The 25235-nt window shown below is 32.7% G+C and carries 21 protein-coding genes and 1 tRNA gene; 9 read left to right on the plus strand and 13 right to left on the minus strand.

The window, feature by feature from the left end; genetic code table 11:
• The 3 genes from ACHZC3_RS08935 to ACHZC3_RS08945 form a co-directional block, all read left to right on the plus strand.
• Positions 1–867: putative inorganic carbon transporter subunit DabA (locus ACHZC3_RS08935; protein ID WP_394759525.1), on the plus strand; the 867-nt coding region annotated here is incomplete at its 5' end.
• A 2-nt stretch (positions 868–869) separates the two neighbouring features.
• The gene (locus ACHZC3_RS08940; RefSeq protein WP_394759526.1) at positions 870–2729 is read left to right on the plus strand and encodes a proton-conducting transporter membrane subunit; all 1860 of its coding nucleotides are present in this window, start codon (positions 870–872) and stop codon (positions 2727–2729) included.
• Positions 2730–2842: 113 nt separating this feature from the next.
• Complete coding sequence (locus tag ACHZC3_RS08945) at positions 2843–3895, plus strand: DUF3810 domain-containing protein (protein ID WP_394759527.1); 1053 nt, start codon at positions 2843–2845, stop codon at positions 3893–3895.
• 126 nt (positions 3896–4021) lie between these two features.
• Here ACHZC3_RS08945 and ACHZC3_RS08950 read toward each other — a convergent pair whose 3' ends face one another.
• The 3 genes from ACHZC3_RS08950 to ACHZC3_RS08960 form a co-directional block, all read right to left on the minus strand.
• The gene (locus tag ACHZC3_RS08950; RefSeq protein ID WP_394759528.1) at positions 4022–4738 is read right to left on the minus strand and encodes an HNH endonuclease; all 717 of its coding nucleotides are present in this window, start codon (positions 4736–4738) and stop codon (positions 4022–4024) included.
• A 223-nt stretch (positions 4739–4961) separates the two neighbouring features.
• Complete coding sequence (locus ACHZC3_RS08955) at positions 4962–5363, minus strand: ExbD/TolR family protein (RefSeq protein WP_394759529.1); 402 nt, start codon at positions 5361–5363, stop codon at positions 4962–4964.
• A complete protein-coding gene (locus ACHZC3_RS08960) occupies positions 5341–6057 on the minus strand; it encodes a MotA/TolQ/ExbB proton channel family protein (protein WP_394759530.1) in 717 nt (238 codons plus the stop codon). Before ACHZC3_RS08960 ends, ACHZC3_RS08955 begins: the two co-directional genes overlap by 23 nt.
• 133 nt (positions 6058–6190) lie before the next feature.
• Between ACHZC3_RS08960 and ACHZC3_RS08965 the strand changes: the two genes are divergently transcribed.
• Positions 6191–7405, plus strand: a complete 1215-nt coding sequence (locus ACHZC3_RS08965; RefSeq protein WP_394759531.1) for a bifunctional folylpolyglutamate synthase/dihydrofolate synthase — start codon at positions 6191–6193, stop codon at positions 7403–7405.
• Positions 7406–7464: 59 nt separating this feature from the next.
• Positions 7465–7539, plus strand: a tRNA-Val gene (locus ACHZC3_RS08970).
• A 116-nt stretch (positions 7540–7655) separates the two neighbouring features.
• On the opposite strand, the gene ACHZC3_RS08975 is transcribed toward ACHZC3_RS08970, so the two are convergent.
• The 3 genes from ACHZC3_RS08975 to cphA all read right to left on the minus strand — a co-directional run bounded on the left by ACHZC3_RS08975 (position 7656) and on the right by cphA (position 11515).
• The gene (locus ACHZC3_RS08975) at positions 7656–7994 is read right to left on the minus strand and encodes a DHCW motif cupin fold protein (RefSeq protein ID WP_394759532.1); all 339 of its coding nucleotides are present in this window, start codon (positions 7992–7994) and stop codon (positions 7656–7658) included.
• Positions 7995–8005: 11 nt separating this feature from the next.
• Positions 8006–8758, minus strand: a complete 753-nt coding sequence (locus ACHZC3_RS08980) for a sterol desaturase family protein (protein WP_394759533.1) — start codon at positions 8756–8758, stop codon at positions 8006–8008.
• 132 nt (positions 8759–8890) lie between these two features.
• Positions 8891–11515 (minus strand): cyanophycin synthetase, encoded by a 2625-nt coding sequence (cphA, locus tag ACHZC3_RS08985; RefSeq protein ID WP_394759534.1) that lies wholly within the window; start codon positions 11513–11515, stop codon positions 8891–8893.
• A 322-nt stretch (positions 11516–11837) separates the two neighbouring features.
• Between cphA and ACHZC3_RS08990 the strand changes: the two genes are divergently transcribed.
• Both ACHZC3_RS08990 and ACHZC3_RS08995 read left to right on the plus strand, forming a co-directional pair.
• Positions 11838–12710 carry a cyanophycinase gene (locus ACHZC3_RS08990; protein WP_394759535.1) on the plus strand — a complete coding sequence of 291 codons (873 nt, stop codon included), beginning with the start codon at positions 11838–11840 and terminating at the stop codon, positions 12708–12710.
• Positions 12711–12782: 72 nt separating this feature from the next.
• On the plus strand, positions 12783–13625 hold the full coding sequence (locus ACHZC3_RS08995; RefSeq protein ID WP_394759536.1) for an isoaspartyl peptidase/L-asparaginase: 843 nt from the start codon (positions 12783–12785) through the stop codon (positions 13623–13625).
• Between the two features lie 73 nt (positions 13626–13698).
• On the opposite strand, the gene ACHZC3_RS09000 is transcribed toward ACHZC3_RS08995, so the two are convergent.
• From ACHZC3_RS09000 to ACHZC3_RS09030, 7 genes are all read right to left on the minus strand, one after another.
• Positions 13699–14094, minus strand: a complete 396-nt coding sequence (locus ACHZC3_RS09000) for a hypothetical protein (RefSeq protein WP_394759537.1) — start codon at positions 14092–14094, stop codon at positions 13699–13701.
• Between the two features lie 336 nt (positions 14095–14430).
• A complete protein-coding gene (gene secA / locus ACHZC3_RS09005; protein WP_394759538.1) occupies positions 14431–17778 on the minus strand; it encodes a preprotein translocase subunit SecA in 3348 nt (1115 codons plus the stop codon).
• Positions 17779–17854: 76 nt separating this feature from the next.
• On the minus strand, positions 17855–18076 hold the full coding sequence (locus ACHZC3_RS09010) for a DUF2795 domain-containing protein (RefSeq protein ID WP_011962743.1): 222 nt from the start codon (positions 18074–18076) through the stop codon (positions 17855–17857).
• A 184-nt stretch (positions 18077–18260) separates the two neighbouring features.
• Positions 18261–18830, minus strand: coding sequence for a cob(I)yrinic acid a,c-diamide adenosyltransferase (locus ACHZC3_RS09015; RefSeq protein ID WP_394759539.1), 570 nt, complete (start codon positions 18828–18830; stop codon positions 18261–18263).
• A 60-nt stretch (positions 18831–18890) separates the two neighbouring features.
• Complete coding sequence (locus ACHZC3_RS09020; RefSeq protein WP_394759540.1) at positions 18891–19577, minus strand: ABC transporter ATP-binding protein; 687 nt, start codon at positions 19575–19577, stop codon at positions 18891–18893.
• 162 nt (positions 19578–19739) lie between these two features.
• Entirely contained in the window at positions 19740–20531 is a 792-nt protein-coding gene (locus ACHZC3_RS09025; protein WP_394759541.1) for an O-methyltransferase, read from the minus strand.
• 5 nt (positions 20532–20536) lie between these two features.
• Positions 20537–22012: a helix-turn-helix domain-containing protein gene (locus ACHZC3_RS09030; protein ID WP_394759544.1), complete on the minus strand. Its 1476-nt coding sequence runs from the start codon at positions 22010–22012 to the stop codon at positions 20537–20539.
• A gap of 284 nt (positions 22013–22296) precedes the next feature.
• Here ACHZC3_RS09030 and aceB point away from each other — a divergent pair, with 284 nt between their 5' ends.
• Positions 22297–23883, plus strand: coding sequence for a malate synthase A (aceB, locus tag ACHZC3_RS09035; RefSeq protein ID WP_394759542.1), 1587 nt, complete (start codon positions 22297–22299; stop codon positions 23881–23883).
• Between the two features lie 48 nt (positions 23884–23931).
• Positions 23932–25209 carry an isocitrate lyase gene (gene aceA / locus ACHZC3_RS09040; protein WP_394759543.1) on the plus strand — a complete coding sequence of 426 codons (1278 nt, stop codon included), beginning with the start codon at positions 23932–23934 and terminating at the stop codon, positions 25207–25209.
• Positions 25210–25235: the final 26 nt, after the last annotated feature.

Here is a 25235-nt window from a genome sequence, read left to right on the forward strand (position 1 = left end):
ACCCAATTTGTAGGTGGTTTGCACGATACAGCATCAGACGAAATCGAGTTTTATGATGTTGCCGTTTTGAATACAGAAAATGCGAAAAACCATATCCAAAATGCACAAGTTTTTGAAAACGCTTTGGATTTAAATGCCAAAGAACGTTCTCGCCGTTTTGCATCGATTGATACCAAAAGCAATATTAAAAAAGTAAGAAAAGCCATCAAAGCTCGTTCGGTTTCGTTGTTTGAACCACGACCTGAATTAGGTCACGGAACAAACACACTTTGTATTGTTGGGAAACGGAATTTAACCAAGGGTTTGTTTCTAGATAGAAGAGCTTTCTTGAATTCGTACGATTATAAAACCGATTTGGAAGGTAAATTCTTGACAGGAATCATGAAACCACTCGGGCCAGTTTGTGGTGGCATTAATTTAGAGTATTATTTTTCGAGAGTTGATAATTATAAATTGGGAGCAGGTACCAAATTGCCACACAATGTTATGGGACTTTTTGGTGTTGCCAATAGTAGCGATGGCGATTTGCGACCAGGTTTGCCTTGGCAAATGATCGAAGTTCACGATCCCGTACGATTGATGCTAATTGTAGAGCATTTTCCTGAAGTAGTCTTAAAAGTGATTCAATCTGTGCCCGAAATGTATGAATGGTTTAGTAACGAATGGGTACATCTTTCGGTTATTAATCCAGAAACAGACGAAGTTTTTTATTTTAAAGAAGGTCATTTTGAATTGTATAAACCGATGACCAATCAGATTCATTTTTTCAAAGACGTAAACACGCTTTTGGAAGATGCCAAAGAAATGGAAACCAACCACATCACACACGCCACACAAGAAAATTTACCTATTTATTTTTATAACTAATTATGGAACAGTTACTTCAGTTTTTTATACTCTTACCATTATTAGGGTTTATAATCAGTTTGTTTTTTAGAAACAGAAACGAAAATGCTATTGCAGGTGTTGTCATAACCACTATGGGTTTACAATTATTTGGGCTACTGTTTTTTATTACTACTTGGATATCTAATGGTTCAAATGTGCTAGATATTAAGCATTTTACATTTTACAAAGAAGGAAATGTTGAAATATTTATTGATTTATTTTTTGATAAAATTACCGCAGTTTTTGCTTTTATAGGAACATTAATTACTTTTTTGGTAGCTATTTTTAGTCGATTTTATTTGCACAGAGATAGCGGATTTAAAAGATTTTTCAATACGTTATTGTTATTTTTCTTTGCCTATTCCATTATTATTTTTTCAGGAAATTTTGAAACATTGTTTGTAGGTTGGGAATTTTTAGGAATTACATCGTTCTTATTAATTATTTTTTATCGAGATAGATATTTGCCAGTAAAAAACGGGTTAAAAACCATTTCGTTGTATCGTCTTGGCGATGTTTGCCTAATTCTTGCTATGTGGATGAGTCATCATTTGTGGCACGAAAACATTACTTTTTTGAAACTAAATGATTTAAATTTAGTTGCATTGCATATCCAAGAGCATACTTATTATGCTTCGTTTATCTTGGTAATGATTGTAATTGCAGCATCAATAAAATCGGCACAATTTCCATTTTCTTCTTGGCTACCAAGAGCTATGGAAGGTCCAACAACCTCTAGTGCTATTTTTTACGGGTCACTTTCCGCACATATAGGTGTTTTTATTTTAATGCGTACTTTTCCTTATTGGGAATCGATTTTATCAATAAAAATTTTAGTAATTTCAATTGGTTTAATAACGGCAATTATCGCCACTTTAGTCGCGAGAGTGCAGTCGTCAGTCAAAACGCAAATCGCTTATGGTTCGATTGCCCAAATAGGAATTATGTTTATAGAAGTAGCTATGGGCTGGCATATTTTGGCATTAGTTCATTTTGCTGGAAATGCTTTTTTGCGAACCTATCAATTGTTGGTTTCACCATCAGTTTTGGGGTATATGATTCACGATCAGTTTTTTAGTTATGTTCCTAAACAATATGGAAGTATCAATAAATTTACTAATTCTATTTATTTATTGAGTTTGAAAGAATGGAATTTAGATGCTTTTCAATTTAAGTTTATGTGGTATCCATTTAAATTTATTGGTAGAAAATTAAATTTTTTAAGTAGTAAAGCTGTTTTAGTTTCGCTAATCCTTTTTTATCTAATTGGATTATTTTGTTTTTTAAATGAAGAAATGATTCCAAAACAGTTGGACGAAATTTTACATTTGCTTTTTGCATTTATTGCAATGCTTTTAATTTTAAAATCCTTTGCAAAACGAAGTGATGCTATTACCGTTTGGTTTATGATTATTGCCAGTCAGTTTTATATGTTGTTATCTATTGCATTTTTAAATGATGCTTACGAATATGTAGAAATTCTATTATATGTAAGTGGTCTTTTGGGTGCTTCCATTTTAGGGTTCTATTGTTTGTATAAAATAAAGGCTATCGAAAAAAATATAGATTTAAACGATTTTTATGGATACAATCACGAACATCCAAAATATGGTTTTTGGTTTTTAATATCCTGTTTAGCCTTCGTAGGATTGCCATTTTCGCCAACATTTATAGGTGTTGACTTAATGTTTAATCACATCGACAAAGAAGAGTATTTGCTTATTACCATAACCACAATTAGTTTTTTGTTTATAGAAATTGCAGTTTTACGAATGTATGCAAGACTTTTTTTAGGACCAAGCAAAAAACAAAATCATCCTATTGCTTATAGATCTTCATAAAAAATAGCAGGCGAGTTTTGTAAAAATACTATATGCAAAATTCGCCTTTATTTATGTTTTGCTATTATGGTTTCATTATATTGTAATTATATTTACAACATAAAATTAATTTTGTGAAACGAAAATACATTCTCCCATTACTTTTAGTTGTCCAAATTATTGGTTTGAAATTACTTACTTTCTTTCCAGAATTTATGGAAACAAATTACAGTAATGGAATTTATCCTATAATCTCTAAATTTTCTAGAACTTGTTTGGGTTGGATTCCGTTTTCGTTTGGTGATGTTTTATACGGGATCTTAATTCTTTGGACAATTTTTTGGTTTTATAAAAACCGAAAAGTGAATTGGAAGCTCAAAACTTTATCTGTTTTAGGGTTTATTTCCGTGACTTATTTTGTGTTTCATATTTTGTGGGCTTTCAATTATTATCGAGTACCACTTTTTGAGAAAATGAATATTAAAAGAGAATATTCAGATGAACAATTGCTCGATTTTACTAAAAAATTGATAGTAAAAACAAACGAAATTCAGTTTCAAATCACGAATGATACAGCCAAAAAAGTAGCTATAATTTACACTCAAAATCAGATTTTTGACAAATCGATTGTTGCTTATGAGAAGTTGTCTAAACAATATTCGTTTTTCAATTATGGAGTTCCAAGTCAGAAAAAATCGTTGTTCAGTTATCCTTTAACGTATATGGGTTTTGGAGGTTATTTGAATCCGTTTACCAATGAAGCTCAGGTAAATGATAGGATTCCGATGTATAATTTTCCGAGTACAGCTTGTCACGAAATGGCCCACCAAATGGGTTTTGCCAGCGAAAGTGAATGTAATTTTATTAGTTTTTTGTCTACTACAAAAGAAGAAGATTTGTATTTTAAATATTCTGGATATAGTTATGCGTTGCGTTACTGCTTGTTTAACTGGGAAGTTCGTAATCCTGAACTATTCGAGAAATTACTAAAAACCATCAATCCTGGTGTGCTTAAAAACTACCAAGAAAGTCAAGATTTTTGGGAAAGCCACCAAACATTTATAGATACCGGATTTAAGATCTTTTATGATAATTTCTTGAAACTAAACCAACAAAAAGACGGACTAGAAAGTTATAGTAAGTTTGTTGATTTGATGGTGAATTATTATGAGAAGAGGAAGTTGTAAGTTATTTTGCTTAAGGACTAAATTAAGCCCCATTTTCGGATTTGACAAATCATCTCATATACAAAAACATTTTAACATTAACCAATTACCCAAATCTGTTTTAATAGCTGTTGGCAAATCGGTTTTTTAATCCAAATATAATTTTCGCCTTGAAAGTTTTACAAGTGAAGTGTATGTTTCATGTAGTAATGGTGTTAGCTCACTAAAATCATTTATTGCTTTCTTATATCTTTCAGGTTGTAATTCTTCCCATTCATATGGAATTGATTGTTTGCCAGGACCTGCTCCAAATGTGTTTTCAAGAATTAATTGTTCTAATTTTTCAAAATGTATTTCTAACTCAGATTTTAATCCATCTAAATCAGCATCAATAAATTCAAACTCTGGAAGTTCGCACTCTTTCAAAAATAAGTCAATCTCAGTCATTAAGTTATCATTGAACTTATTGCAAAAAATATTATGCTTTATAAAATACATTAATTCTTTACTTGATAATAATTCGTTCAATCGTTCGAATGTTTTTCTGTCTAATTCACAATATTTGGTACTAGATGTAATTAGTCCATCACTTAATTCTACTTTTTTATACCAATTTTCTCTATGTTTTTTTAATTCAGAAAAACTATATTTTTTCCCTTTAGGATGTTCTGGATTATATTGCATAACGTCGGCATGGCAATCAAAACATAATGGTAAGCAATTGTCGAAAGAATCTTCCCCTCCATTTTTCTTTTGGTCAATATGATGTAATTCTATTTTTGTCCCACAAAATTTATGACAAATACAACAATGTCTTCCACAAGATAAAAGAGCATTCTCAACAATTGATTGGCTAAATCCCATATTTTATTATTCGGTTATTATTCGTTTTTTTTTTTTTAACTGTTTGCCAACTATTAAATAACCAAATGTTTCTTTGCGTGAGGGATTACTTCGTCAGTTCGCACTTTCAGGCTCGAGTGAATTTTATACCTGACAGGTTTTTAAAACCTGTCAGGTATAAAAAAAAGATTGTAACGTAAAGCCCGACCCGTAGTTTTTAAGAAGGGTCACGCCCAAAATAAGATTATTTACTCGAACTAGTCGCAATCACAAACTTCAAATTGTTTTTGACACCTATTTGCAACACATCAACTAAATCTTGAACTTGTAGGTTAAACGGGATTCTTACGACAACAGCTTGGTCTTTGGCAGATCCCATTTTTGCAAGTAGTGAAGCTTCTAACTGGTCGAAAGAAACTTCTTGCTTGTCGAGATAAAATTTCTTGTCTTCGGTTACAGAAAGTGTAATGAGTTGTTTGTTGGTTTTTTCGGTTGCTTTGGCTTTTGGCAACGTCATTTTTATCACATTAGGATTGGCTAATGTAGATATGATAAGGAAAAATAACAGCAAAAAGAACATAATATCACTGAGTGACGAAGTGGCTATTTCTGCATGAAATCGTTTATTTCGTTTTATTTGTGGCATTTGGTCTCTGAATTATGTTTACAAATTCTAATACGTGACGTTGAATGTTTAGTGAGAAACTATCGATTACACCGTTAAATAAATGGTAAGCAGAATAAGCGATAATACCTACTAAAAGACCTGCTCCAGAGCTAATCATTTTTTCGTATAATCCGCCAGAAATGTTTCCAATACTAATATTTTCAGTAATCGAAATGCTATAAAAAATCTTGATTACTCCACCAATAGTTCCAATAAAACCTAATGTTGGCGCAATACCAGCAATAAGTCCCAAATGTCCTAAGCGTCTTTCCATTTGTCCAATTTCGATATTGGCAACTTTTTCCATGTTCGATTCGATCTCAGCAATAGGTCTTCCAATGGTGTGAATTCCTTCCTTAATGACATTTCCGGAAGCGGTTGTGTCTTTTTCTGCAGTAGCAATCGCCATATCAATATTACCCGAATTAAGATGAATCCGAATATCTTTCATCAAATGGGTATCGTATTTAGTGTGTTTTTTAAGATATATAAATCGTTCTACGATAACGTAAATCGTATAAAATAATAATAATGATATAGGAATTAGAAAGAAACCTCCTTTTAGAATAAATTCTAATACCGAAATTTCGTTCTCTTTTACGACATTTTCAATTACGACACCAGTTGCAGATGCTATTGTGTCGTTTGTGGCTTGCAAAAAAAATCCAATCATAAATGTAAAGTGCTATATTTATATTAAAAATTATCTCAATTTTGCATAAAGATAAATTTCTATAGTATATTAAACTAAAAAAAGTGAATATTATTTTATGCTATATGAAAATTTCCGAATTGATATATAATATATGAATTACCTACAAACATTAGATTGGCTATTTGCTCAGTTACCTATGTATCAGCAACAAGGTGCCATTGCCTATAAAAAAGATTTAACCAATACCATTTTGCTTGCAAATCATTTGAGTAATCCTGAGAAGAAAATTAAAACAATTCATGTGGCAGGAACCAATGGTAAAGGCTCGTCATCATCAATGATTGCTTCGGTTTTGCAAGAAGCTGGTTACAAAGTTGGCTTGTATACTTCACCACATTTGAAGGATTTTCGAGAGCGAATAAAGATAAATGGAATCGAAATTTCAGAAGAATTTGTTGTCGATTTTGTTGCTATAAACAAACCTTTTTTTGAAAAAAATGACTTGAGTTTTTTTGAAATGACAGTAGGTTTGGCTTTCGATTATTTTGTAAAAGAAAAAATTGATGTGGCTGTAATTGAAGTTGGAATGGGAGGAAGGTTAGATTCTACTAACATTATTACGCCACTGGTTTCGGTTATTACCAATATTGGTTTCGATCATACACAGTTTTTAGGAAATACAATGGAGGCTATTGCTTTTGAAAAAGCGGGAATTATTAAACCAAATATTCCAGTGGTTATTGGAGAGTATACTAACCAAACAAAAGATGTTTTTTTAGCTAAAGCCAGAGAATGTAAGACAAATATTTATTTTGCTTCAGATTTAGTTATTGATGATTACCAGTCTGATTTATTAGGCGATTACCAAATACACAATAAGAAAACAGTAGTTCAAACTATTGAAGTTCTAAAACAACATTTTATTATTTCGGAAGAAAATATCAAAAAAGGATTGTTGAATGTGGTAAAAAATACGGGTTTGTTAGGTCGCTGGCAACAAATACATTCGAATCCGAAAGTAATTTGCGATACAGCGCACAATAGCCATGGTTTGAGAGTTGTCTTGAATCAGATTCAAAAAGAGAAATTTGACAACCTGTTTTTTGTTTTAGGAGTTGTAAATGATAAAGATTTAGATAGTATTTTGCCTTTATTTCCAAAAAAAGCAAATTATTATTTTTGTAAACCAAATGTTATGCGAGGATTAGACGCACATATTTTGCAACAAAAATCTAATGAATATGGTTTGTTTGGTAAAGTATGTAATTCTGTTTCAGAAGCTTATCAGCAAGCATTACAGGAATCTTCTGAGAATGATTTTATATATATTGGCGGTAGTACTTTTGTTGTTGCAGAAATTTTATAAATTTATTTAATTTTTATTTGCAGAAGTAAAAAAACGTACTATATTTGCACTCGCATTTAGGGCGATTAGCTCAGCTGGTTCAGAGCACCTCGTTTACACCGAGGGGGTCGGGGGTTCGAACCCCTCATCGCCCACAAAAACTGCTTATTTGCAGTATGTTACAAAGGTTTTAGTCAACATTTAGTCAACTCGATTGATAAAAATGAAGATTAAAACCTTTTTCTTTAAAACAAGATTTCCTGATGGTAATTCATTTCAAAAATTCACCATCAATAATTAATAATTTAACTCCATCTTTAGAAACAGAGCGATGAGAACTTAAATTATCAGAAACTATGTAAGTCATTCCTTTGTGTAAACTTATTTCTTCACCATTTTCGAGTTCGCTTATAAAATCTCCTTCCAAACAATGAACAATATGTCCTTTTTGACACCAATGATCAGCTAAATAACAGGAAGAATATTCTACAATTCGAATGCGAAGTCCATTAAATTCTTTAGTTTGCCAAAACGAGGTTCCGGTTTCGCCTTTATGCTCAGTTTTGGGAATGTTATCCCAATCAATGGCCTGAAAATCTATAGGATTCATATCTTTTTAGATTAATTATTGTTTCTAACTTCTTCAAAAGTAGCATCATAATCATCTCTTACGGTTCCTAAAATTCTGTCCCAAATAAGTGTGTACAATCCGTAATTTCCAAAGAATAATTTATGATGTTGGTTGTGAGCTGTACCAGTATTTACCCATTTTCCTATCCATGTTTTATTGAAACCTTTTGGGTACAATTCATAACCTAAATGACCATAAACATTATAAATAATTTGAAACAGCATGAATATAAAAAAAGCTGTACGATGCACAGGAATCGTAAAGGCGATTAAAGGTGCAATTCCAGCTTCAATGATAGCTTCCAACGGGTGAAAAGCATAAGCTGTCCATGGTGATGGATTCGTAGATTTATGATGTATTAAATGTACTTTTCTATACAAAAATGAATGATGCATAGCTCTGTGACACCAATAAAAATAGGTATCATGTAGAAAAAACATCCATACAAAACTTAAAGCATACCAATAATAATTAGTAACCTCTCCGTAATTAATATTGTTGTATGGTTTTAATAATGTAAAAGTTATATAGGCAATTGTAGAAAAAATAAACATAGAAATTACGGAGTAGGTAATATCTCGGTAGTAATTTTTAGTTTTCGGAAATAGTTTCTGAATCTTTATTTTCAGAAATATTTTTGGCAATAAAATGTAAAAAATCAGAAAACTAGTTCCAGCAAGAATAAAATACCTTGCGGAAATATTTGTTATAGCTTTAAGCCAAGCATCAAAATCAAAGTCCATTTTTTAAGTTTTTAATGTAAATAAACTAATTGTTTTAACCATTGTAAATAGTATATTTAGAATTAAACCACATAGAAATAAAGTTCCTCTATGTGGTTTAAATGTATTAATTAGACTTAAGTCAAAATTTTATTAAACGATTCCTCCCTCGTTTTCCTTATCTAAATATTCTTGAACAATCTCAATTGCATTAGTTACTACATCGCTCAAAGCAGTAATGAAACTTCCGTCTTCGGCATTGTCTATGGCATGTTTTATGGCCTCTATTTCTTTTGGAATAATTTCGTGGGTTACTTCTCTGCCGGCTTCGGCAATACCTTCTAAAATTAAATTGATAATTTCTTCTTCAGTTCTACCACGCAAATATTTTTCTTGGCGAATGATGATATGATCAAACATTCTACCAGCAATTAATCCACATTCTTTAATGTCTTCGTCACGACGGTCACCAACACCAGCAATAATTCCAATTTTTTTGGTTGCATCAATGTTATCCAGATAACCTTCAATACCACGATAACCTGCAGGATTATGAGCAAAATCTATTAGAACTTTAAATTTCTTGAATTCAAAAATATTCATTCTTCCTGGAGTTTGTGCTACACTTGGAATAAATGTTTGCAGCGACAAACTAATATCTTCGGTTTTGAAACCATATAAATAACTAGCTAAAGTAGCTGCTAGAACATTCGCAATCATAAATTTGGCTTTTCCACCAAGAGTTAACGGAACATGAGTAGCTCTTTCGACACGAATTTTCCATTCTCCTTTTTTGATAGTGATGTACCCATTTTCATATACCGCAACAGTTTTTCCCTCCTTACACAGTTTTTTAATAAGGTCATTATCTTCACTCAAACTGAAATAAGCTACATTACAACTCAATTCGTTACCAATTTTCACACAATATTCGTCTTCAGCGTTTAAAATTGCCCAACCATCTTTCTTTACACTTTTTACAACAGTAGCTTTTACACGAGCTAAATCATCTAAAGTATGAATATCACTTAATCCCAAATGATCTTCTTGAATGTTTGTTACAATAGCAATGTCACAACGGCTAAAACCAAGTCCTGAGCGAAGTATTCCGCCACGAGCTGTTTCTAAAACTGCAAATTCGACTGTTGGATCTTTTAAGATATATTCGGCAGAAACAGGTCCTGTTGTATCACCTTTTTCCATCATATGGTTTTGCACGTAAATTCCATCCGAAGTTGTGAATCCAACTTTATAGCCATTATTTTTTACGATATGAGCTAAAAGCCTTGTTGTCGTTGTTTTTCCGTTGGTTCCGGTAACTGCGATAATCGGAATACGACTTGGTTTTCCTGGAGGATATAACATATCTATCACTGGAGAAGCTACGTTTCTAGGTAATCCTTCTGATGGTGCCAAGTGCATACGGAATCCAGGTGCAGCGTTAACTTCGAGAATACAACCGCCATTTTCTTTTAGTGGTTGCGTTAGGTTTTCAGCCATAATATCGACACCACAAATATCAAGACCAATTACTCTAGAAATTCGTTCACAAAGGAAAATATTCTCTGGATGCATCATATCGGTAACATCTACAGATGTTCCTCCGGTGCTGAGGTTTGCAGTCGATTTTAAGTAAACAACTTCATCTTTTCTTGGAATTGTATCTACAGTATATTTTAGTTTTTCTAATAAATCTTCGGTATCACGGTCAATTAAAATTTCGGTTAATACATTTTCGTGTCCGTAACCGCGACGAGGATCTTTGTTGGTTTCTTCGATTAGTTTTGCAATAGAATCTTTTCCGTTTCCAACTATATGTGCAGGAACTCTTTTTGCAGCAGCTACTAATTTGTTGTCTATAATAAGGACACGAAAATCATAACCAGTTATAAATTTTTCGACAATAATTCGATGGCTATATTTTTTGGCATATTCTAATCCAGCTTTTGCATCTTCCCAATTAGTTACATTTATAGAAGCACCTTTTCCGTGGTTTCCGTCTAATGGTTTGAGTACAATTGGATAACCAATTTTTTTGATAACACTGCTTAAATCCTCTTCATCAACACAAATTCCTCCACCAGCAACTGGAATAGAAGCAGCATCTAGCATTTTTTTGGTTTGTTCTTTATTACAAGCAATATCTACAGCAATGCTACTAGTTTTGCAAGTAATTGTAGCTTGAAAACGCATTTGGTTTACTCCGTAACCCAATTGTACTAAGGAGTTTGTTCCTAAACGAATCCAAGGAATATCACGGTTTACGGCTTCTTCGACAATACTTCCTGTACTTGGTCCGAGACGGACTTTATCACGAATAACACGCATTTGTTGAATATCGGCTTCTAAATCATATTCTGTTCCAGCAATTAAAGCTTCTGCAATATGAACCGCACTTTCGGCAGCAAATATTCCTACATTTTCTTCGGTGTAGCTGAAAACTACATTATATATTCCTGGAGTTTTAGTTTCGCGAGTACGCCCAAAACCTGTTTCCATTCCGGCAAGTGTTTGTATTTCGAGGGCAATATGTTCGATAACATGACCCATCCAAGTACCACGTTCTATGCGTGAGAAAAAACCGCCACGGCAACCTTCGGAACAACGATGCTCTATCATGGTGGGAAACATGGCTTCTATTCGTTCTCGAAAACCGTCTATTTTATTGGTAGGAAATTGTTCCATTTCCTCTAAATCCAAACGCATTTGGATTAATTTTTTACGTTGAACACTCCAAATGTTTGGTCCACGAAGCGCTTGAATTTTATCGATTTTCATTTTTGATCAGTTATTTTTTGTAATGTATTTGTTAAAAATAGGAAATATTTGTTTTATAGATACTTTTTTTATGATAGAAATATTAAAAATAGTTATTTTTTGTTGGTTTTCAGTTTTTTATAAATTTTGATAGCAATTGGTTTTATGAATTTTAGCCCTGATGGAAGTGAAAATCCTGTTTATTGCGAATTTTTGAAGAAAATTTGTAATAAACAGATTGTAACAAACAGCAGGATAAATGTGTTGATAAATACTGTAAAGTTTTGCTTCAAAAAAAAGGAAATAGATTTGCATTATTTAAGTTTTTGGTTATTTTTACCAAATGAATATACAAGGAAAATTAATCATTATAGGTGGTGCGGTTGATAAGGGAAGTTTTACTGAAACGGATCTTGATAAGAATGCAGCAAAAAATTTAAACTTTTTTGAGACCGGAATTTTGAAAAGAATTCTTGACGAATCGAAACATAAATTAGAATCTAGAATTGAGGTTATTACTACGGCTTCGAAAATACCTAAAGAAATAGGTCCTGAATATGTGAAAGCTTTGAGCTATTTAGGCGCAAATAATGTAGATGTTCTGGATATTGAACGTCGAGAAGAAGCAATGGATCCTGAAATTGTAGCTCGATTAAAAGCTGCTGATGTGGTTATGTTTACTGGTGGAGATCAGCTGCGACTGACATCTATTCTTGGTGGAACGCCGTTTCACGATTTGTTGTTAGAGAAATATCACAACGAAGATTTTATTTATGCAGGAACTTCGGCTGGTGCTGCTGCGGCTTCAAATAATATGATTTATCAAGGAAGTAGCTCGGAAGCTTTGCTGAAAGGCGAAGTGAAAATTACTTCTGGTTTAGGATTAATTGACGGTGTTATTATTGATACACATTTTGTGCAACGTGGCAGAATTGGAAGACTTTTCCAATCGGTTGTAGGAAATCCAAAAGTGTTAGGAATTGGTTTAGGAGAAGATACAGGTTTGCTTATTACTAATGGAAAACAAATGGAAGCGATTGGCTCTGGACTTGTTATTTTGGTTGATGGTCGTGAGATAAAAGACACGAATTTGACACAAATTGAGTTGGGACAACCTATTTCTATTTCACATTTAGTAACCCATGTGATGAGTAAATACGATACTTTTAATTTGGATACTTTTAAAATGACAATTCATTCTTCACAATACGTATAATTTTAGATTTTAGATATTAGATTTCAGATTTTTTGGATTCTAAAATCTAAAATCTAATATCTAAAATAACAAATGAAATTAATCATCCACGGCGGTTTTTTCTCGGAATCCTCTACAAATGCTGAAACAAAATTAGCAAAGCAAAACGCTTTAGAGCGAATTGTAAAATCATCTTATGAATATTTGAAAACGCATTCGGCTGTTGAAGCAGTGGTTTATGCAGTTTCTCAATTGGAAGATGATGAATTGTTTAATGCAGGAATTGGTTCTCAAATACAAAGTGACGGAAAAATAAGAATGAGTGCCGCTATTATGGACGGTGAAACTCAGAAAATGAGTGGTGTAATAAATATTGAAGACGTTAAAAATCCTATTCAAGTAGCTCAAGTATTAATAAGTGAAGACGATAGAGTTCTTGGTGGAAGTGGCGCTACAAATTATGCAAGACAAAACGGTTTTGAAAAATTATCGACCGAAATTCCTCAACGAAGAGCAGAATATGAAGCCAAATTAAAATCGTTAGGAACAGGAACTGTAGGTTGTGTTGCTTTAGATAATAATGGGAAACTTGCTGTTGCAACTTCAACAGGAGGAAAAGGTTTTGAATTGGTTGGAAGAATATCAGATTCGGCTACTGTTGCTGGAAATTATGCTAACGAATTTTGCGGTGTGAGTTTAACCGGAGTAGGAGAGGATATTGTAAGTAATGCGACGGCAGCTAAAATTGTAACTCGCGTTACCGATGGTTTTTCTTTAGATAAAGCATTCGAAAAAACTTTTGCAGAACTTAAACCTTACGATGGTTTTGCTGGAGCTATTGCTATAGATTATAAAGGAAATATATTCCATCAAGATTCACATCCAAGTATGGTTTTTGCAAGTTATGACGGAGTGAATTTTGAGGTTTTTAGTTAGATAAATAAACACGAATTGCACTAATTTTCACGAATTAATTTGTGAAAATTAGTGCAATTCGTTTTTATTTTTTTTACTTTGATTGTGCTATAAACTCCAATAAAGTTGGATCTGCATTTTTGAAAGTTGGAGCTTTTTCTGTTATAGTTGCCACACGTTTTTTGTTTAGTTTCATAGTAACATCTGCTTCGGTAGTAAACAATAAAACCGATAAAAATGGATTGTTTATATAGGGAGTTAGTATAAAAATAGCTTCATCAATACTATGATTTTCAATAATTTCTTCTTGCTGAAATTTGAATTTCAAACACAATAATAGTTTACCATCTTCAATAATAGTTCTTACATAAATATTCATCAATAAGGTGTTTCCTATCGTTTTTGCAAGTGTTAGTTTTGCAAAAGTTCCATCATTGATACTTTCTTTAAATTTATTAAAAATTTCTGTGTAAGTTTGACTGTTTGGCATTTCTTGTAATTATTTTTTACAAAAGTAGTTTTTTGTTTTTTAATTCTAATAAAAAATCCCCAATCACTTTTAGTAATTGAGGATTTTAGTATTTTTTAATCTCTTTTAGGATTGTTTTTCTTTTCTCTTTTTTCTTCCTTCTTTTCCTTTGCCGTTTTTAGTGGTTCTTTTTTCTCTGTTTTCTTAGCGTCTTGACTTTTTGCCATGATAATATATTTTTAAGTTAGTTTTCTGAATTGAATTTTAGTAAAGGTAACTTATTTAGGATTAGAAAATAAATAAAAAATCCCCAACTGTTTTCACAATTGAGGATTCATTTTAATTATTTAAAATGGATTAATCAACCAAAACCCATTCGCCAGAAGCTAACATGCTTTCGGCTTTTTTGAATTTCATTTCTTCTGTTTTTCCTGAAGAAACTTGTTGAATTGTAACCGTGTCATTACGGTTTATTTTTGGCTGATCACGAACGATAGTTTCTGTAACTTGACGTTGTTGTGTTTGTCCAGCTTCATGATTACGTTCTGCTTGTTCTTCTATATTAAGAATTTCGTCTTTACTTTCAATATAATTTTCTTTCTGACGAACTTGTGTCGCTTCTTGAATATTATTTTGTTGTTGTGGCAAATCTCCTTTAAATAAGAATGAAATTACTTCTTTATTGATACCATCTAACATATTTTTAAACAATTTGAAAGCTTCAAATTTATAAATAAGTAAAGGGTCTTTTTGTTCATGAACTGCTAGTTGAACAGATTGTTTCATCTCGTCCATTTTACGTAAATGTTTTTTCCAAGCTTCATCAACAATAGCTAAAGTGATATTTTTTTCAAAATCGGCAACTAATTGTTTTCCTTGGCTGTCGTATGCTTTTTTCAAATCGGTAACTACATTCAACGATTTTATACCGTCAGTAAATGGTACTACTATACGTTCAAAGCTATTACCTGGATTTTCGTAAACATTTCTAATAATTGGAAAGGCTTCATGTGCATCGCGAATATTTTTTTCTGCATAATATTCAGAAGCTGCTTTGTATGCTTTTCCTGTTAATTCTACGTCAGTAAGTTTAGAAAATTCTGCTTGAGTAACCGGAGATGTGATAGATAAATTTTTAATTAATTCGAATTCAAAATTTTTGAAATCACCTGTTAATTTATTTTTTTCGACAATCACTTCGCAAGTATCATACATCATATTAGCGATGTCTAGTTTTAGACGTTCACCATGTAAAGCGTGACGACGACGTTTGTAAACTACTTCACGTTGAGAATTCATAACATCATCATATTCTAACAGACGCTTACGAGTTCCAAAATTGTTTTCTTCTACTTTTTTCTGAGCACGCTCGATAGATTTTGTCATCATCGAATGTTGAATCACTTCACCTTCTTGCAATCCCATTCTGTCCATGATTTTGGCAACTCTATCAGAACCAAAAAGACGCATCAAGTTGTCTTCTAGAGATACATAAAATTGTGAACTTCCTGGATCACCTTGTCGACCTGCACGACCACGTAACTGACGATCGACACGACGAGAATCGTGACGTTCTGTACCAATGATTGCTAATCCGCCTGCAGCTTTTACTTCAGGAGTTAATTTAATATCGGTTCCACGACCAGCCATATTGGTTGCAATAGTTACAACGCCTGGTTTTCCTGCTTCTTCAACAATTTGTGCTTCTTGCTTATGCATTTTTGCATTCAAAACATTGTGTGGAATATTTCTCATTTTAAGCATTCGGCTTAATAATTCAGAAATTTCTACCGATGTTGTTCCAATAAGCACAGGTCTTCCAGATTGAGAAAGTCCTACAACATCTTCGATAACGGCATTAAATTTTTCACGAACTGAACGATATATTAAGTCTTCTTTGTCAATACGTGACATACCTCTATTTGTAGGGATTTCAACAACATCAAGTTTGTATATTTCCCAAAGTTCACCTGCTTCAGTAACTGCTGTTCCAGTCATACCAGCTAATTTGCTGTACATTCTGAAATAATTTTGTAAAGTTACGGTAGCATAAGTTTGAGTTGCGTCTTCAATTTTTACATTTTCTTTGGCTTCAATCGCTTGGTGTAATCCGTCAGAATAACGACGACCATCCATAATACGACCTGTTTGCTCATCGACAATCATTACTTTATTGTCCATCAATACATATTCTGTATCTTTTTCGAATAAAGTGTATGCTTTTAATAATTGTGTTAAGGTATGAATACGCTCACTTTTTACACTAAAATCTTGAAATAATTTTTCTTTTTGTTCACCTTGCTCTTCAACCGAAAGATTTAGTTTTTCGATACGTGCAATTTCAGTTCCAATGTCTGGTAAAACGAAAAAAGAAGCTTCGGTATCTTTAGACATGATTTCAATACCGCTATCTGTCAGTTCTACTTGATTGTTTTTTTCTTCAATAACAAAATACAAAGCCTCATCTACTTTAGGCATTTCTCTGTTGTTATCGGACATGTATTGGTTTTCGGTTTTTTGTAAAAGGGCTTTGATACCTTCTTCACTCAAAAACTTAATTAAAGCTTTGTTTTTTGGCAAAGCTCTGTGTGCTCTCAATAATTGAAAACCACCGTCTTTTGTGTTTCCTTCTTTTATTAAACGTTTGGCTTCAGTAAGAAAACCGTTTGCCAATTGACGTTGAATATTTACTAAATTGTCAATTTTTGGTTTTAATTCTGTAAATTCATGACGATCACCATCTACCACTTGACCAGAAATAATTAATGGTGTACGAGCATCATCTATTAATACCGAATCGACCTCATCGACAATCGCAAAATTGTGTTTTCTTTGAACCAAATCATCTGGCGAATGTGCCATGTTATCACGAAGATAATCGAAGCCAAATTCGTTATTTGTTCCGTAAGTAATATCGGCATCGTAGGCTTTGCGACGGGCATCAGAGTTTGGTTGGTGCAAATCGATACAATCTACTAACAAACCATGAAATTCGAATAATGGTGCTTTCCAAGCGCTATCACGTTTTGCCAAGTAATCATTTACGGTTACTAAGTGCACTCCGTTTCCAGTTAATGCGTTCAAATATAATGGCAATGTTGCTACTAAAGTTTTTCCTTCCCCAGTTTGCATTTCTGAAATTTTCCCTTGATGCAATACAACGCCACCTATAAGTTGCACGTCATAGTGAATCATGTCCCAAGTAATTTCTTTTCCTGCGGCACTCCAAGAATTTGCCCAAACGGCAGTATCTCCAACAATATTTATGTATGATTTTGTTGCCGAAAGTTCTCTGTCTTTTGCAGTTGCAGTAACTGTAATTTGTGTATTTTCTTTGAAACGTTTTGCAGTTTCCTTTATAACAGCAAATGCTTCAGGAAGAATTTCGTTTAGTGTTTTTTCAGAAATTTCGTAAGCTTCTTTTTCAAGAACATCAATTTGTGCATACACATCTTCACGAGCATCAATATCTTGAATCGCTTCAACTTCTAGTTTTAAGCTTTCGATTTTAGCATCTTTCTCAGAACGAGCTTGCTTGATTATATCTTTAAAATAAGCGGTTTTAGCTCTTAATTCGTCATGTGACAAATTGCTCAAGCTGCTTTCTAAAGCTCTAATTTTAGCAATAATAGGCTGTATGGCTTTGACGTCTTTTTGAGATTTGTCGCCTACAAATACTTTTAATATATTGTTTATGAAACTCATAATAATTCTGTTTATAATTTTGTATAATTAACCAAAAAAAAGTCTCGTGTAGAGACTTTTTTAATAGCTTTTATTTCTAATATTCATCCTCGTTCCAAAGATAATCTTCGTCGGTTGGATAATCAGGCCAAATTTCTTCCATCGATTCGTATGTTTCATCTTCGTCTTCTATAGATTGTAGGTTTTCTACAACTTCAAGAGGAGCTCCAGTTCGTATAGCGTAGTCGATTAATTCGTCTTTGGTAGCAGGCCAAGGTGCATCACTTAAATAAGATGCTAATTCTAATGTCCAATACATTTTTGTTGAATTTTAATTTAATGCAAAAATAATTTTTCTACTGAAAAAATCAAGTTTTTTTTGATTTATTTTTAAATAAAGTTAAGAACGTGATTTTTAGCCCTGATAGAAGTGGAAATCCTATTACTTTTTTTCTTTAAAAAAGTAATAGATTGTAACGGATAGCAGGAAATAGCTTCAAAAACTATTTACGCGGAATCCATTGTACTTCGTCAGCGTGTAAATCGTGGGACAACTTTCGTGCCAAGACAAAAAGGTAGTCAGAAAGTCGGTTCAAATACTTAATTGCGATGTCAGCAACTGGTTCGTTATGGCTTAAATGTACAGATAAACGCTCGGCACGACGGCAAACACAACGAGCAATGTGACAATATGACACGGTTGTGTGGCCACCTGGGAGAACAAAATGTGTCATTTGCGGAAGTGAATCTTCCATAGCATCGATTTCATTCTCTAATAATTCGATATCACTTTCTATGATTCCGAGTTTTTGAAGACGTAATTCTCCATTCTTCATCACTTCTTTTTCCGGTGGCGTTGCTAGAATTGCTCCAACTGTAAATAATCTATCTTGAATTTCGATAAGAATATCTTTGTAATGTTGGTTCATTTCTTGGTCACGAATTAATCCGATATGTGAATTTAATTCGTCTACGGTTCCATAACTTTCAATTCGAATATGGTCTTTGGGAACACGTGTACCACCAAAAAGTGCTGTAGTTCCTGAATCTCCAGTTTTTGTATATACTTTCATTTTGTTGTTTATTCGTGGATTTGTTTATTCGTGGATTTGACTATCGAATAACAGAATCCACTATTTTATATTATCGCTTTCAATTAATCCATCTCTTAAACGAATAATTCTATGAGCATGTGAAGCAATTTCTTCTTCGTGAGTAACAAGAATTACGGTATTTCCGTTGGCATGAATTTCTCCAAAAAGTTTCATAATCTCTTCCGATGTTTTACTGTCTAAATTTCCTGTTGGTTCATCGGCAAGAATAATTGAAGGTTTGTTTACTAATGCTCTAGCAATGGCTACTCTTTGTCTTTGTCCTCCCGAAAGTTGATTGGGTTGGTGGTCCATTCTGTCATCAAGATTTACTTGTGTTAGAACTTCGGTGGCACGAGCGTTTCTTTCAGATTTTGAATAACCGGCATAAATCATAGGTAACGCCACATTGTCTAAAGCAGTTGTTCTTGGCAAAAGGTTGAAAGTTTGAAATACAAATCCTATTTCTTTGTTGCGAATTTCTGCCAATTCATCATCAATCATTTGCGAAACATCTTTATTGTTTAAAATATAAGTTCCAGAAGTTGGCGTGTCTAAACAACCCAAAAGATTCATTAATGTCGATTTTCCAGAACCTGACGGTCCCATTAGCGCTACATATTCGCCTTTGTTTATTTGTAAATCGATGCCTTTTAGCACATTGATGATTTCACTACCGAGAACAAAATCTCGTTTGATATTGGTTATTTTGATTAAAGGCTGACTCATTTGCTCTCTGATATTAAAATGTAAATATAAGTATCGTTTTTGGATAAAATGTTACATATCAATTTTTAAAAATTACACAGAGATTCGCAAAGTTTTCACAGAGATTTACAAAGTTTTTAAATTCTTTGTGTATCTTTTTGTCTTTTTTCTCTGTGAAACAAATTAAACCCGAATCACAAAATGTTCTTTTTCTTGTTCTTCTCTAAAAAACACCATTCCCCATTGAAAAGTATCAATGGTAACTTTTACTTTTTCATGATTTTTCATGATTTCCCAAGCTTCTTCCATGTCTTGTGACCAATGAATATCATCGAAAATCCAAACAGAATCGTTAGTAATTGTTGGTAATAAAAGTTCGAAATAATCTAAAGTTGCTTTTTTTGAATGATTGCCATCGAAGTAAATAAGGTTGTAGGTTGTAGGTTGTAGATTTTTAAAAAATGCAGAAAATTCAGTATTTATAAATTCTACATTATTGAAGTTGCCTCTCGACTCCGCTCGAGATGACAGTTTTTGAAATTGCAATTGACATTGATTCATTGTATTTGGACAACCTTCAAGTGTTGTAGTCTTTGCACTTTTATTTCCTAATAACAATGCAGACGTTGCTAAACCTAAAGAAGTTCCTATTTCTAAAACACTTTCAGGCTGAAAATAATTGATAATTCTAAATAATAATTCAGCTCTTTTTGATGAAATTCCTGCTGTTTTTGCAATTTTAGAAATCTGTCTTGTATTTGATTTAAAAACTCGTGAACCAGCACCAAAATCAGTTACTTCAATAGTTTCTTTATTTTCAAGAAGTAAATTTCGATATTCTTTTAAAATTTTATATTCAGGATAATATTTCTTGTCATAAAAACATTTGGTAATCAAATCAAACACAAAAGGAGAATGCACTCCGTGTTCGTTTTTGGAGTTCCAAAAGAATTTTAAATACGATTTTACAATCATAATTCTTAGCTGTATTTTTCCATTAATGACTTTACGACTTCCTCCGTTTTTGCAAAACGCTCTTTTCGTTCCAATTTTTTGGGTTGTGCAACACGTTCCTGACAGTCAATAATAGCGCAGGATTCGCAAGTAACGCCAACTTTTCTCTTTTTTATATTAGAATCGTTCAAAAAAGCAATTTTGCTTTGTGCGTGTGGCGAAATCAAAATTCCTAACGCAATACTTCTAAAATAGCCGTATCTAAAAGGATCTTTTGTTGCAGATGATAAAACAAAATATTCATTTTCAGTATGATCGTAGGACGAAATTTGTGCCTCAAACAAATGATTTTCATCAGAAATCGTTATTTCTTTCAAGGTTTTTATAGAAACCCATCTTCTGCAATAATGTTCGTTATTTTCATTGGCATGCGGTTCTTGAATATTGGTAATATGCAATTCTTTTGTCAGCTGAAAATCATCTCGTTCAGGCTTGTAATTGAATCTTAAAAAAAAGAGATTTTTTAAGTTAAAATATTTAGGTAAAATATTAGTCAATCGCTGGTAAAATGTTTCTGGAGAATCGGTAAATTCAGCTATTAACTTCAAGAAAACTTCGGTATTCAATGTTTTCGAATCAAAAAATGTTTTTAATTCAGTAACTAATTTTTTTCTTGGAATAAGCAACGCTCCAGCAAAATAAGAAGCAATAAAATTATTTAAAACCTGATCAAAACTATCAAATTTTATCCAAGAAAAAGTATATAATCTATCGGTAATATTCAAAAAATTATAGCCTATTTCTTTAGCATAAATAAACATTCTTTGTGATGAATCTGCTTCTTTAGAAATTAGTAAGGTTCTGGTTTTTGGCACAAAAACCGAACGCAAATTTGTCAATTCTTTATGCTCTGTTAATTCCTCATTGTTAATGGTATAACCATATTCTTCTACTAGAATGTCTTCCAAATCTTTCTCATTCAATTTTTTAGATAAATCTATAGAATATGCCTTTGCAAACCGTTCTACATCATTTTCTATGGCTTCAAAATAATTATTATGCGCCTCTTGGTACGAACGTAATGACGCCAAAAAGAACCGTTCTCTACTCAAATTATAATGTTTGGCAATTTCAAAAAGTGTACTAATAAAAGCATTTACTTTCAATGGAGCTTCGGCAATAATATCTATCAAATCACTTTCTTTAATACCAAAAATATCCAGCGGAATTTCCTTCAAAATTTTAGATTGTAAAATCTCGCCAATTGGAGCTAAATTTTTATCTAATTTAAGCGAAACCATTTGGTCATAAGTCACATCGAGTGCCTCAGTAAGTAAAACAATTTTATCGCGCTTCGGATATTTTTTCCCTTTTTCAATTTCGTTTAAATACGATTTTGAAAGCCCAGTTACTTTGGCTAAACCAAATAAAGACAAACTTTTTTCGGTTCGTAACTGCTTTAATTTTAGTCCAAAAATCAATCGTATGTATTCTTCTTCAATCATTTTTTATTTTTTTTGAGCGAATCGTTCGGGCTTTATCTATCAATTTTGTTCCTGCTTTCGGCTTTATCTCTTCGCTGCGCTACGAGGATATCGCCTCAATCAGGGCTAAACGAGCTATTTCTAGGTGTATTTGTAAATTTTTCGAAACACAAAACAAATATAGTTTATTTAATAGCGAAATCACAAAAACAAATTATCTTATAAATTTAGCGAACGTTCGCTTGTTTTGTATTTATTTATTTTATACTATTGTACTCAGATAAAAACAAACAAACTTTATTATGGAAACTCTAGTTGAAAATACCGAAGTAAATAGTAAACATCAAAATGGTTACGAAAAAATCATAACGCCTGATGCTTTACTTTTTTTAGAAGAACTTCATAAAAATTTTAATGCCAAACGAAAAGAACTTCTTGAAAAAAGAGAAATTCAACAAGTAATTTTCGATAATGGAGAATATCCAATTTTCCCATTAGAAACCAAAAACATAAGAGAATCCAATTGGGTTGCCGCTCCAATTCCAGCTGATTTATTGGATCGTAGAGTCGAAATTACTGGACCAGTTGATCGCAAAATGGTTATAAATGCTTTAAATTCTGGTGCCAAAACTTTTATGGCCGATTTCGAAGACAGTTGTTCTCCAACTTGGAATAATTTAATGGATGGGCAAAAAAACCTTATCGATGCGGTAAACAAAACCATATCGTTAGAACAAAACGGAAAATCATACCAATTAAAAAATGAAATTGCTACTCTGATTGTAAGATCACGAGGTTTGCATTTAGAAGAAAAAAATCTACAATTCGAGAACGAAAATTTTTCTGCTTCTTTAGTAGATTTTGGTTTGTACTTTTTTCATAACATACATAATTTACTAAAACAAGATTCATCGTGCTACTTTTATTTAGCAAAATTAGAGCATTACGAAGAAGCAAGATGGTGGAATGAAGTATTTGAATTTTCACAAAATTATTTAAAAATTCCAGTCGGAACAATCAAAGTTACGGTGCTTATTGAAACCATAACGGCAAGTTTTCAGTTGGACGAAATAATCTACGAATTAAAAAATCATATTGTTGGACTTAATTGTGGTCGTTGGGATTATATTTTTTCATTCATAAAAAAATTAAAAAACAAACCTAGTTTTCTTGTGCCAGACAGAGATCAGGTCACTATGACAAGCCCGTTTATGAGTGCTTATTCTTTGAGAGTAATTCAAACTTGTCACAAAAGAGAAATACTTGCTATTGGCGGAATGGCAGCTCAAATTCCGATTAAAGGCGATGAAGAAGCTAATAATTTAGCTTTCGAAAAAGTAAAAGCCGACAAAGAACGTGAAGTAAAAAACGGTCACGACGGCACTTGGGTAGCGCATCCAGGACTAATTCCTGTAGCAATGAAAGCTTTTAACGAAAATATGTTGACCAAAAATCAGATGCATATTAAAAGAAACGAAATCTACATAACTGAAGAACAACTTTTAGAATTACCAATTGGAAATGTAACAGAAAAAGGAGTTCGAAAAAATATTAATGTTGCCATTTTATATGTAGAATCTTGGCTTATGGGTACTGGAGCAGCTGCTATTTACAACTTAATGGAAGATGCAGCTACAGCAGAAATTTCTCGAGTTCAATTATGGCATTGGTTAAACAAAAAAGTAGTTTTAGAAAACGGTGGTACTTGTAGCAAAGCATTATATGAAGAATATGCTGTTCAAGAATTAGAAGCCATCAAAGAATATGTTGGTGCGAAAAGATTTTCTGAAGGGAAGTTTGAAATTGCTTCAAAACTATTATTAGAAATGGTTTTTAATGAAAAATTAGATGAGTTTTTAACGCTGAAAGCTTATCCATACTTAGATTAATAAAAAACGAATATTAAAATAATTTACACAACTATATAAACAAAAAAGATGAACACAAACGAAAAAATTCAGCAATTAGTTACCGATTGGACAACAAACAAAAGATGGGATGGCGTTGAAAGGCCATACACAGCCGAAAAAGTAATTACACTTCAAGGGTCTTATCAAATTCAACATTCTATTGCAAAACACGGTGCGGAAGTGCTATGGCACAAATTGAACAATCAAGATTGGGTTGCTGGATTGGGCGCGTTAACAGGTAATCAAGCCATTCAAGAAGTTGAAGCAGGATTAGAAGCTATCTATCTAAGCGGTTGGCAAGTAGCTGCCGATGCCAATTTATCGGGAGAAATGTACCCAGACCAATCCTTATATCCAGCCAACAGTGTTCCTCAAGTTGTAAAACGTATTAATAATGCTTTATTAAGAGCAGATCAGATACAAAGTGTAAACAAAATTGAAAACAAAAAAGACTATTTAGTTCCTATAGTTGCCGATGCAGAAGCTGGTTTTGGTGGTAATCTAAACGCTTTCGAATTGATGAAAGGTATGATTGAAGCCGGAGCTGCTGGTGTTCACTTTGAAGATCAATTATCATCAGCAAAAAAATGTGGTCATTTGGGTGGAAAAGTATTGGTGCCAACACAAGAAGCTATTAATAAACTAGTTGCAGCACGTTTAGCAGCAGATGTTATGGGCGTTTCTACCTTGATTATTGCAAGAACCGATGCCGAAGCTGCCAATTTAATTACCAGTGATGTCGATGAAAGAGATAGAAAATTCATCACAGGAGAACGTTCCCCAGAAGGATTTTTCTATGTAAATAATGGTATCGAACAAGGTATCGATCGTGGTTTATCTTATGCACCTTATGCTGATTTAATTTGGATGGAAACTTCTACTCCAAATATTGCAGAAGCTAGAAAATTCGCAAATGCAATTCACGCACAATATCCTGGAAAATTGTTGGCATACAACTGTTCGCCATCATTCAACTGGGCTTCAAAACTATCGGTAAAAGAAATGGAAACATTCAGAGAAGATCTTGCTGCATTGGGATACAAATTCCAGTTCATTACATTAGCAGGATTTCACGCCTTAAATACTTCTATGTTTGAGCTTTCTTTAGCTTACAAAAAGAAAGGTATGGCTGGTTATTCTGAATTGCAAGAAAAAGAATTTGCTCTTCAAAAAGAAGGTTTCAAAGCAATTAAGCATCAAAATTTTGTGGGAACAACTTATTTTGATGAAGTTCAAAATACGGTTACTATGGGATTAACATCAACTGTAGCGATGAAAGATTCTACAGAAACAGCACAGTTTTAATATTTTGGTTGAATTTTTTTGTAAAA

The organism is Flavobacterium sp., from assembly GCF_043720215.1.
GTDB lineage: Bacteria > Bacteroidota > Bacteroidia > Flavobacteriales > Flavobacteriaceae > Flavobacterium.

What these genes read in the sequence shown, in the direction of transcription:
- ACHZC3_RS08975 (WP_394759532.1), bottom strand. Translation starts at nt 7,994, where the DNA reads ATGAATCCTATAGATTTTCAGGCCATTGATTGGGATAACATTCCCAAA.
- ACHZC3_RS09020 (WP_394759540.1), bottom strand. Translation starts at nt 19,577, where the DNA reads ATGAGTCAGCCTTTAATCAAAATAACCAATATCAAACGAGATTTTGTT.
- ACHZC3_RS08960 (WP_394759530.1), bottom strand. Translation starts at nt 6,057, where the DNA reads ATGATTGGATTTTTTTTGCAAGCCACAAACGACACAATAGCATCTGCA.
- ACHZC3_RS08965 (WP_394759531.1), top strand. Translation starts at nt 6,191, where the DNA reads ATGAATTACCTACAAACATTAGATTGGCTATTTGCTCAGTTACCTATG.
- ACHZC3_RS08980 (WP_394759533.1), bottom strand. Translation starts at nt 8,758, where the DNA reads ATGGACTTTGATTTTGATGCTTGGCTTAAAGCTATAACAAATATTTCC.
- ACHZC3_RS09015 (WP_394759539.1), bottom strand. Translation starts at nt 18,830, where the DNA reads ATGAAAGTATATACAAAAACTGGAGATTCAGGAACTACAGCACTTTTT.
- aceA (WP_394759543.1), top strand. Translation starts at nt 23,932, where the DNA reads ATGAACACAAACGAAAAAATTCAGCAATTAGTTACCGATTGGACAACA.
- ACHZC3_RS09025 (WP_394759541.1), bottom strand. Translation starts at nt 20,531, where the DNA reads ATGATTGTAAAATCGTATTTAAAATTCTTTTGGAACTCCAAAAACGAA.
- ACHZC3_RS08950 (WP_394759528.1), bottom strand. Translation starts at nt 4,738, where the DNA reads ATGGGATTTAGCCAATCAATTGTTGAGAATGCTCTTTTATCTTGTGGA.
- aceB (WP_394759542.1), top strand. Translation starts at nt 22,297, where the DNA reads ATGGAAACTCTAGTTGAAAATACCGAAGTAAATAGTAAACATCAAAAT.
- ACHZC3_RS08995 (WP_394759536.1), top strand. Translation starts at nt 12,783, where the DNA reads ATGAAATTAATCATCCACGGCGGTTTTTTCTCGGAATCCTCTACAAAT.
- ACHZC3_RS09000 (WP_394759537.1), bottom strand. Translation starts at nt 14,094, where the DNA reads ATGCCAAACAGTCAAACTTACACAGAAATTTTTAATAAATTTAAAGAA.
- ACHZC3_RS08955 (WP_394759529.1), bottom strand. Translation starts at nt 5,363, where the DNA reads ATGCCACAAATAAAACGAAATAAACGATTTCATGCAGAAATAGCCACT.
- secA (WP_394759538.1), bottom strand. Translation starts at nt 17,778, where the DNA reads ATGAGTTTCATAAACAATATATTAAAAGTATTTGTAGGCGACAAATCT.
- cphA (WP_394759534.1), bottom strand. Translation starts at nt 11,515, where the DNA reads ATGAAAATCGATAAAATTCAAGCGCTTCGTGGACCAAACATTTGGAGT.
- ACHZC3_RS09010 (WP_011962743.1), bottom strand. Translation starts at nt 18,076, where the DNA reads ATGTATTGGACATTAGAATTAGCATCTTATTTAAGTGATGCACCTTGG.
- ACHZC3_RS08990 (WP_394759535.1), top strand. Translation starts at nt 11,838, where the DNA reads ATGAATATACAAGGAAAATTAATCATTATAGGTGGTGCGGTTGATAAG.
- ACHZC3_RS08940 (WP_394759526.1), top strand. Translation starts at nt 870, where the DNA reads ATGGAACAGTTACTTCAGTTTTTTATACTCTTACCATTATTAGGGTTT.